Origin of the sequence: Vibrio sp. 10N.222.55.C7, from assembly GCF_041473335.1 — a bacterium.
GTDB classification, from domain to species: Bacteria; Pseudomonadota; Gammaproteobacteria; order Enterobacterales; family Vibrionaceae; genus Vibrio; species Vibrio crassostreae_C.
This window is the reverse complement of record NZ_JBFRSC010000007.1, coordinates 22,742-32,364: the sequence shown is the minus strand read 5'-3', so window position 1 is coordinate 32,364 and position 9,623 is coordinate 22,742. Positions and strand designations below refer to the sequence as shown.

Below are 9,623 nucleotides of genomic sequence, written 5' to 3'. Positions count from 1 at the left end.
TGTAGTTGAAATATTCCCTTGAACTTCGGAACTTTCAATCGTTATAAGGGAATTTTTACTACTTATATCTCCATCTACCTCAGAATGGCTCAACTCCACCTCATTGCTCGCGGTAATGTTACCGGAGACTTTAGAGTCAGATATCTCTACCTCGTTGTTTTTAGAGTCAATAGCCCCCACAACATTGCTATTGTGGATTTCAATATCACCTCCAGTCTCAATAAAGCCCTCAACAGATACTGAATCAAAATCAACAGGTGTACTATTACCAACAAAGCTACCAAACAGCTCTGAAAGGTTGGTTGAGTAACTTTTCCACTCAAAATCACCATAACTCGCTTCTAGATCGATTGTGGCGGACGAATTTCCTACTTTGTTCTTGCCTTCAAATTGAAAGCCACCGTCTGCAATTAATACAGCATCAATATCAGATGAAAGAGTATCCCCTTTACCAAGCTTAACGATGCCATAATTACATTTATATTGGTTGCCGTTAACGGACCAGCTATTACTAGTACAAGTGGGACGGTTCACTTGAAGGACATAATCCGTAGCTAATGATGAAAAAGAGACGTTAAGTAGCACTAATATGAAAAAAAATCTAATTATCATCTCGAATACCAACCTCTACTATTCGTTGTAAAACCAAGCTTCCAACCGAACAACTTCCTTTCGAGATTAGTTGATATACATTGATACCGTTGTCTAAAACTCCAATAGACTGACAACTGACTTCCGCCCCACATTGAGCTAGCCCTTCACCTGAAAAGCTTATGCTTTGGGTGGTAGAAGCATGACAACTACCTTCTGTCGTGGTTTGATAAAATCGGCTAATGTCTATTTGTGCACCAGATCGCGCGGCCATTTCAGCCCGAGTACCAATCAGGCTTGAAATTAATTGATCACTGTTACGTTCTTGATTTTGATTGGCAACCATAGCAACCGAAGCCATAACCACTAGTATGAATATAACTAGGATTAAACCACTCCCCGATTGTTTACGGGGCATTATAGATAAGGGCATCATGGACAAATTGAATTTCCTCTCCTTTATCAACAAACAACATTTCAAGTCTAATTAGCCCATTTCTTTGCAATTCATGTGCTAAGTTTTGAAAATCTGCGTTTTTTACATTTTCAGCCATTAATACGCCATTGCCTAATGCTTCTGGAGAGAGTAATGAGCGAGACAAGGCGTAATTAGCATAACGAAAAATACTAGAATTGACGTGACAATAAGCTACGGGAGAAAGATAAAAATAAAGGCGTTTACCTGGAGAGCTAATCTCAAAACCTGTAGTTTGCGTTAACTCAACGTCAACCATCACTGCAGCAGAGGTATTAAAGTCAACATTCTCTTTTACCTCTGCAATTTGACCTTCTGTCGTTGGATCAAGACGCATCGTATTCGGGTCGTTAGGGTAAACAATAACTCGCTCCCCTTGAGAAATGCTTTTGTCTATTGGCAATATTCGTATCACTGCTGATTTTGCCTCTGGTGCCGGAAGTTCTTGATAAATCGCACTATTGATAATCGGCAAAAATTCAATACAATCATTTTCAATCAAAATACTGTTAGGGACGGCTTCTCTTAATTCTCGAGTCATTCGCTCCGTGACAAATTTACCTTGTTGTATCAAAGCTTCACGAGCGGTGCTATCAACATAAATCCCCATACCCTGTTGAATAACATTTCCCAAAAATAGACCTACAATAGAAAGCAGAAGAATAGTAATAATCATCTCTATCAGTGTAAAACCACGCATTAGAAATTCCCTTTAATCGCAGAAAAAGGATAGCGATTACCCTGAGAGTCAATAATCACAACTTCAACCCTCTTGTAGTGCGTTCGGATAATAGATGGCTTTCCAGACATCATCACCGTATCGTCATTAACAACAGCAGTATCATAAAACACATCGATTTCGACATTGAAATTGCGATAACCCGCATCACTGAGATCGCTATCAAGAACATCTTCAACACGTCCTCTTAAACCATGAAAATCATCAACATCATTAGCTAAGCTCTTTACCAAGTTACCATTAGCGTCAGTTTCTCCGATGTCAGGTCCCAAATCATTGGGTAACGTGCACAGTTGTTGAGCTGGGGTTGAAATTGTTGAGACTGCACATTCAGGCACTCCTCCGTTCACGCCTGAAAATTGGTCGTACCCGCGCCCCATTACTTCATCAAGTACTGAGCGACCAAGATCAGCAGCTTTAACTGATGTTATTTGTTCTGCGGTCTGAATTGAACGCGGGTACAAAGACGCGGTAAGTCCAGCTAAAGCAAAACCAATAAGGGTAATCACAACGATCATTTCTATTAGGGAAAAGCCTTGGGGGCGGATTTTTTGTTTAGCATCCATAGATATACCCTTCAGTATTAATACACACTGAAATTGAATCATCATTAACAGTCGAAGAGATCTCAAGCTGACAATTCGACACTAAACATTGCTGAGATCGGCCTAATCTATCAAAATCAAGGTACGAAACATTGGTATCAGTTTGTAGCTTAAAGGCCACTTTATTCTGTGTTCCGTCAACAAAGCTGGAATCCGTAACGTCAGAAGGGAATGCCTCAGAACAAATATCTTCAGTACTAGAAGGAGATACTTGAATAGCTTGAGTCTGGCTTGGATTTAACAGCCAACGGTTACAATAACCAGCACGATTCATCGCACGATTTTGAACTAATCGCAATGAGGCTAATACTTCGCTTTGAACAAGGTAGGTTGAAAAGGAAGAGGAGCTCACATAACGGCTAGATGCAAACAAGGAAACAATACCAATCAATATAATAACGATAACAAGCTCTACCAAAGTAAAGCCATTAGATTTGGGGCTGTTATCCATAATGAGCCTCTAACTGCATAGCGAATACTGATTATACAAGATAACGAAGCGTACGATCGTATGTATATGAATAGTTATAACATTTATGTGCTATAGATAGAAAAAAGGCCAGCAGGTGCTGGCCTTTACATTCTAAAATAAAATTAACACGCGTCAGCGTCAGGAGAAGTAATTGTCGGAGCACTTGCAGATGCTTGAGTGGTATAAGTCACAACACAAGTTGAATCTGTCGCAGTGTCACCAGCAAAACCATATACAACAGTTGCAGCAGCTTGACTAACGTGACTAGGGATTAAGTTAAAATCTCCACCTGCAGCCAAACCATCAACAGCAGCACCAATACCATCAGCAGAAGCTTCTGGGTAACCAAACACTAGGTTAACGCCACTTGCACTTGAAGCTGCAGTTACAGTCGGTTGAGTTTCTTCGCCATTAATAGCAGCAGTACCATATACTATGCCAGCAGCTCCAGCCATAGCACCTTTCAGCCCTTGCAAAGAAGCCGAACGAGCATCAGATTGCAGGTTTAGGAAACGCGGCGCCGCAGTTACAGCAAGAATACCTAGAATAACAATTACAACCACTAGTTCGATTAGGGTGAAACCGCCTTGTCTTTTCATAGTTAAGCTCTCTCTATGTTTAATTTTACGCAGACTTACTGCAAAGTTACGGTCACACGACCAGTTTTAATTTCGTAAACAAATTCATGCTCGGTACTACCTTCTAATTGAACGTAAGTACAGGTTGCATCACCAGAATTTGCTTGCGCTGAATACTTGTAGTTTGAGTCGTTCGCTACATCTGAAACCGCACCTACTTTAGGTGGATTTTGCAGCAAGTTTTCCATCAACTCAGAACATGTTTGGTCTGAAATATCTTGTGGAGCAGTGCTCGAATTATTGTTCAGCGTCCACGGATAGCCATCACGAAAGTCGGTCTCGACGTTGTTACTGTTTTTTGATCTTGTTAACCAAAAATCAACACCATCATAGTTTACAGTATTGTATGTTTCAACACCTATCTTCTCTGACGGCCTTGCTTCCGCTTCCCATTGTGCTCTTGCTGACAAAACAGCCGTTGCAAAGCCACCAGCGACACCTTCAATACTGGATTTCTTGGCTTCATCCGTCACATCAAGAAAACGAGGCAACGCAGCGACCGCCAATAAACCAACAACTACGATCACTATCACTAATTCGACAAGGGAGAAACCCTTTTGATTCTTAAGCATTTTCTACCTACTCATCTAATTATTAACGCGCATTATACATTCGCGCACGTATAAAACCATACTAAAACTGTCAATATTTTCACAAAGCCAAAATATTGGCTTTTACACTAAACTTTTCTCTTTCAAGTAATATATCTACCTGATATTTATCAGTATAATGATAACTACAGTGAAAGTGTCTGTTGTCACTTTTATCTTCAACTCTTGGAGAGCTTAGCCCTAAAATGCTCCCTTGAGGATATAATTGATCCAGCCAATAATTACAGTCTCGCTCCGTACCTTGGATAGGCATTACCCACCCAGTTCTGCTGTAGATCTTTGGGGGTTCCGAGCCTTCTTCTTGCCCAGCACCCGATAACAAATACTGCTGTTTGAACAAATTGGCTTGCTCTAAAATCCGCTTGCTCGCGACGATAAATGCCGTGTTAGTCGCTTCTTCTTCTACCGTTTTGAATGCCGAAAGCACACCGACAATAAGAAAAAGAATAACCACTGTCCAAATAACAAAACGTGAGCGTTGTAGGTTATTTAGCATTCCCTAGCCTTTGATCGCATCCAACATTCCCCACATCGGCAAGAAGATACCTAGCGCCAAAATCAGCACCATGCCTGCAACGATGGTTAACAAAATGGGTTCAATTCTGGCGGTTAAGGTTTTCAGATCGTAATCGACTTCGCGGTCATAAAAATCAGCCACTTCAAGTAATAGCTCATCAATACGACCCGTCTCTTCACCGACGGAGATCATTTGTATCACGAGCGGTGTGAAAATTTCGCTGTTAATCGCGGTCGACGAAACCGTACTACCGGCTTCAATGGCCGATTTCATGGCTTGAACTCGCAACTCTAGAAAACGGTTATCTAAAGCTTCCGCCGAAAGCGCTAGCGACTGGTTCAGTGGAACACCCGCTTTAAGCATCAAAGCAAAAGTACGCGAGAAGCGTGACAACAGTGCTCGATTCACTACCCCGCCAATGACCGGCATTTTTAAGCGTAATCGATCCCACTTTTCCAAGCCTTTGTCTGTCTTCACCCAAGCTTTAAAAGCGAAGATAAGACCAAAGATCACTCCAAGCATTAAGCCCCAGTAATTCACAAAGAACTCAGACATACCAATCAAGATACGAGTAGGCAGCGGCAAGTCGACACCAAAGCGCGCAAACATGCTTGAGAACTGTGGAATAACCTTGATGTTAAGAATGAACATTGCAATCAAGATAAAACTGATCACGAATGTTGGGTAACGCATCGCAGTCTTAATTCGTTTGCGAGTCTCAACTTCTTGTTCGTAATATCCAGCTAATTGCAGTAAAGCCTGATCTAGACGGCCTGTGTTTTCACCAACGCCAATCATCGAGACAAACAACGGACTGAATACCTTTGGGTGCATCTGCATTGACGCCGCTAAGCCGCGACCATTGGTTAGCTCAGCAACCACCTCTTCCAAGGCGGCTTTCAGCTGCTTATTTTCGCAGTTTTGAGTGAGGCCTTTCATCGATCTTAATAGTGGTACACCCGCTTTGGTTAGGCTGTATAACTGTCGACAAAACAGAACCAACACCTCTAACGGTACACTCGGAAAGAACAGACTCGATACATCCATATCTAAGACTGAACCACCACTTTTGCCCAGTTTGATAGAGGTTGGAATGATCCCTTTACTCATCAAGCTTTCAGCAGCAAGATCTTCGTTATTCGCGTCTAATTGCCCACTTACTTGACTACCATCAGAGCTGCGACCTACATAACGATACGTTGGCATATCATTCTACCCCTACAGATAAATTGGGTCAGTGGCACCGGACGCATCACCTTCGCCAAGATGCATTATCTCATCAAGACTCACGACACCTTGCAGAGCCAATTCCATCGCAGAAGCCAATAACGGTTTATAGTTTTCAGACTGTCTCGCCTTTTGAGCAAAACCTACCGCATCATTAGCTCTCAGCGCATCCATCATGTTTTGCTCTAGCTCCAACATTTCAAATACACCAATTCGCCCGCGGTAACCGGTTAAGTTACAGTTCTGGCAACCACGGCCTTTCATAAACGGCACACCTACTTGGTTAGGGAAACGGACGCTCAGCCATTGCTTGCGAGGTTCATCTAACTCATCCTCAACCTTACAATCTGTACACACTTTACGAACTAATCGCTGTGCGACTACTGCTCGAACAGCGCTCGCGACCAAGTAACCCGGAGCACCCATATCCATCATACGCAACGCGCTGTCTACCGCATCATTGGTATGTAACGTACTTAATACTAAGTGGCCGGTCAGTGCAGCTCTCAAGCCTATCTCAACGGTTTCGTGGTCACGCATCTCACCGATAAGAATAATATCGGGATCCTGACGTAGAAAGGTTCTCAAGATAGTAGAGAAATCGAGATTGATCTTAGGGTTTACCTGAACTTGATTCACACGAGGTAGGCGGTATTCCACCGGGTCTTCCGCAGTAATGATCTTTTTACCCGGTTCGTTTAATTCACTTAACGCGCCGTATAAGGTTGTTGTTTTACCTGAGCCGGTTGGGCCGGTAACCAAAATCATGCCATGTGGACGGCGCAATTGTTGACGCAGACGAACCAACAGATCACTCGGTATGCCCGACTCTTCTAGTTTACGTAGGCCTGCTGACTGGTTAAGAAGACGCATAACCACTGATTCACCGTGCTGTACTGGCATGGTCGACATACGAATATCAACCGACTGACCTTTAGCTCGGATATTAAATCGGCCGTCTTGAGGAAGACGTTTCTCTGAAATATCGAGGTTTGCCATCAGCTTCAAGCGCAGTACAAGTGCCGAAGCAATATTCACCTCATTCAGCAATGTTTCATGCAGCACACCATCAATACGCTGACGAAGACGCAATACGTTTGAATCTGGCTCGATATGAATATCCGAAGCGCCAACCTGAATAGCATCTTCAAATAGCGAGTTGATCAGCTTAACGACGGTAACTTCATCACTGTCTTCTTCAGCGATATCGAAATCAAAGGCATCATTAACTTGGTGTTCAGCGTGAAGTTGCTCAGCAAACGAGGCAATCTCTTTGGTTCTTCGATAATAGCGATCGAAGCCATCAACCAATTGCCTTTCTTGAGCAACAACGAATTCCAGCGCGTAATCGCCGAGCTGACCAAGCAAAGACTCTTGGGCAAACAGATCGGCTGGGTCACTCATTGCAACACGCAAAGTGTCACCTTGGCGTCCAATAACCAATGCACGAAGGCGACGAGCATGTACTTCGGGTAAAAGCTGTACTGCTTCAACATCGACAACGGCTCGGCTTAAATCAATAAGAGGAATCGCTAACTGCTGCGACAAAAAGCTCAGCATTTGCTGTTCTGACAAGAAGCCAAGCTCAATTAGCGCATCACCCAGCTTACGCCCAGTACTTTTCTGAGCGGCCAGTGCTTGTTCAACTTGAGCCTCAGTGATAATGCCTTCTTCGACAAGCAAATCACCAAGTCTTTTTCTTAATCTAATTTGCATCGCCGCTCTCCTCTAAAGCATTGAGTATTTTTAACCGGTCACGCACAAAGCTTTGTGATTGAGATGAGATACCGACTCTGGTTAACGCACCTTGGTATGACGCTTTAGCAGCTGTGAAATCGAGTTGACGTTCTTGCTGAATCGCTAAGCCTAACCACCAGCGAGCATTATCTGAATCGACCTCAACCAACTTTTGGTAACTTTCCAATGCCACTTCTTCTTGCTGACTCTTTTGACTCAAGGCCGCACGCATCGCCAAATAATTTTGGGTAGGGTTCGGTGGTAAATGTATTAACGGACTTAAAGCCGCTTCTGATTGATTCGCTTTTACCAGCAGTTTTGATAACCCTAAACGCAGTTTTTCACTGTTGATGTTGAGCTTGATACCAGACTGATAAAGCTCATAGGCTTTGCGAGTATCGCCTTTACCAAAATAGAGAATCGCAAGTTTCTGACGGACATCTTCATTTCTTGGGGTATAACGCAGCGCCTCGGTATAACCTTTCAACGCACCAGTAAGATCGTTCGCATCAAGCGCTTTCTGAGCTCGACCTTGTGCATTCACAGATAGCTGTTCCGGAGTTAACTCAACCTGCTCGATCAACATTCCGCTATTTTCTGAACCACCAGAGGTTATAGGCTCATTAGAGATAGACGCAGGATCTTTTTTGGCCACACTAGCAACGTAAACTGGTTGGGGGATGTCAGTCCTAATCGTTTTAGGCGTGCTTAGAGGTTTAGCCGGTGTTTGTTGTTTTGTCGCTTTTGGGGCAGACATAACAACTGATTCGGAAACACTAGGCTTAGATTGAGCGCTTTTTGCCATCGCAGTGTTTTCTGTTGAAAGGATCGCAGAGTCTAGTGTCACCAATTTCTTAGTTGGCGATGAGATAGGTTGAGCAACTTCCTGAATGCCATTTGAATCATCAACGACAGAGACTTGAACCTGTAAATCTCGAGTTGAGATTGACTGCTCAACAATAGACTGATCAATCACAGGGCCTTGCGATATCGCCCAACCGCCCATCGCTAAGCTCAAAGTAAAACCTGCAACAACCCAAACTAGGGGGGAACGCGTTTTTACTTTAGGTACGACTGCCGCTTCAATCGAAGTCGCTGACTTTTTCTTTGCCAATTCAGACAAGGCGTTGTTAATGACGCTCATAATTAATTCCAACCCCACAGTATTGGCGTTTTAAATTTAGGCTTACACACATCGTACGTTTCATGCATAGCTGAAAAAAGATGTTGGTTGTCGATACTTTTCTTATCTTCACTGAACGAAAGCAATAGAGCCTTATGGCAAAGTTGGTTTATCAATCTAGGGATACCTAACGACGAACGACAGATCGCCTTTTTTTGATTCAAGCTGAATAACTCAGGACTGCCACCAGATTTAGCGATTCGATTATCAATATAAGCCACCGTTTCATCGAGATTCAGCGGTCTCAGTGTCGAACTAAATGTGATTCTTTGGCGAAACTGCCTTAGGTGATAAGCCTCTAATCGAGCATCCAATTCTGGCTGACCTAATAGAACAATCTGCAGCAGTTTTTTATCTTCCGTTTCAAGGTTACCAAACAACCTTAATGTTTCGAGCGCTTCATCCGATAGAGCCTGAGCTTCATCAAGAATAGCCACCACTCTTAAACCAGAATTGTGCAATTCAATGAGCTTATGCTGAATGTTATCAACCAAGGTTGCTTCATTATCGACAGCTAAACCAAGCTCTGTTGCAACCGCCTGGCGCAAGTCTGCCCCTGATAACACAGGGTTTGGTAAGTAGATCAGAGCTGTACAGTCATGTAGGTGATTGACCAACATCCGGCAAACCATGGTTTTTCCAGTGCCTACCTCTCCGGTCACCTTAATCACGCCCTCGCCCATTTCCAACGCCGAGATTACCGTCTGAATCGCTTCGAAATGAGGCGCTAAACCATAGAAGAAATCGGTATTCGGCGTTAAGGTAAATGGCAGTTGTTCAAAACCAAAGTGAGCTTGATACATACGACGACCTAGCTTAGTGAGACAC

The 9,623-nt window shown here is 43.3% G+C and carries 11 protein-coding genes and 1 pseudogene; all 12 read right to left on the bottom strand.

The features are described from left to right. Nucleotides 1-612: pseudogene (locus AB4482_RS01715) on the bottom strand (LamG domain-containing protein); the annotation flags it as partial. Further along, complete coding sequence (locus tag AB4482_RS01710) at nt 602-1,027, bottom strand: hypothetical protein (protein WP_017061358.1); 426 nt, start codon at nt 1,025-1,027, stop codon at nt 602-604. The pseudogene AB4482_RS01715 and the gene AB4482_RS01710, both read right to left, overlap by 11 nt. After that, on the bottom strand, nt 999-1,766 hold the full coding sequence (locus AB4482_RS01705) for a PilW family protein (protein ID WP_372180447.1): 768 nt from the start codon (nt 1,764-1,766) through the stop codon (nt 999-1,001). The genes AB4482_RS01710 and AB4482_RS01705 overlap by 29 nt, the downstream gene beginning before the upstream one ends. Beyond that, nucleotides 1,766-2,371, bottom strand: a complete 606-nt coding sequence (locus AB4482_RS01700; RefSeq protein WP_017061356.1) for a type II secretion system protein — start codon at nt 2,369-2,371, stop codon at nt 1,766-1,768. Before AB4482_RS01700 ends, AB4482_RS01705 begins: the two co-directional genes overlap by 1 nt. Continuing rightward, entirely contained in the window at nt 2,361-2,861 is a 501-nt protein-coding gene (locus tag AB4482_RS01695; protein ID WP_017061355.1) for a prepilin-type N-terminal cleavage/methylation domain-containing protein, read from the bottom strand. The genes AB4482_RS01700 and AB4482_RS01695 overlap by 11 nt, the downstream gene beginning before the upstream one ends. Nucleotides 2,862-3,004: 143 nt before the next feature. Next, the gene (locus AB4482_RS01690; RefSeq protein ID WP_017065930.1) at nt 3,005-3,481 is read right to left on the bottom strand and encodes a prepilin-type N-terminal cleavage/methylation domain-containing protein; all 477 of its coding nucleotides are present in this window, start codon (nt 3,479-3,481) and stop codon (nt 3,005-3,007) included. Between the two features lie 35 nt (nt 3,482-3,516). Beyond that, complete coding sequence (locus AB4482_RS01685; RefSeq protein WP_102332739.1) at nt 3,517-4,092, bottom strand: prepilin-type N-terminal cleavage/methylation domain-containing protein; 576 nt, start codon at nt 4,090-4,092, stop codon at nt 3,517-3,519. 79 nt (nt 4,093-4,171) lie between these two features. Then, nucleotides 4,172-4,627, bottom strand: coding sequence for an MSHA biogenesis protein MshF (locus AB4482_RS01680; RefSeq protein ID WP_102398233.1), 456 nt, complete (start codon nt 4,625-4,627; stop codon nt 4,172-4,174). Between the two features lie 3 nt (nt 4,628-4,630). After that, nucleotides 4,631-5,854 (bottom strand): type II secretion system F family protein, encoded by a 1,224-nt coding sequence (locus AB4482_RS01675; protein WP_017061351.1) that lies wholly within the window; start codon nt 5,852-5,854, stop codon nt 4,631-4,633. A gap of 12 nt (nt 5,855-5,866) precedes the next feature. Then, the gene (locus AB4482_RS01670; RefSeq protein WP_017061350.1) at nt 5,867-7,591 is read right to left on the bottom strand and encodes a GspE/PulE family protein; all 1,725 of its coding nucleotides are present in this window, start codon (nt 7,589-7,591) and stop codon (nt 5,867-5,869) included. Next, nucleotides 7,581-8,756 carry a lipopolysaccharide assembly protein LapB gene (locus AB4482_RS01665; RefSeq protein ID WP_017071536.1) on the bottom strand — a complete coding sequence of 392 codons (1,176 nt, stop codon included), beginning with the start codon at nt 8,754-8,756 and terminating at the stop codon, nt 7,581-7,583. Before AB4482_RS01665 ends, AB4482_RS01670 begins: the two co-directional genes overlap by 11 nt. A 2-nt stretch (nt 8,757-8,758) precedes the next feature. Next, nucleotides 8,759-9,598 (bottom strand): ExeA family protein, encoded by an 840-nt coding sequence (locus AB4482_RS01660; protein ID WP_017061348.1) that lies wholly within the window; start codon nt 9,596-9,598, stop codon nt 8,759-8,761. Nucleotides 9,599-9,623: the final 25 nt, after the last annotated feature.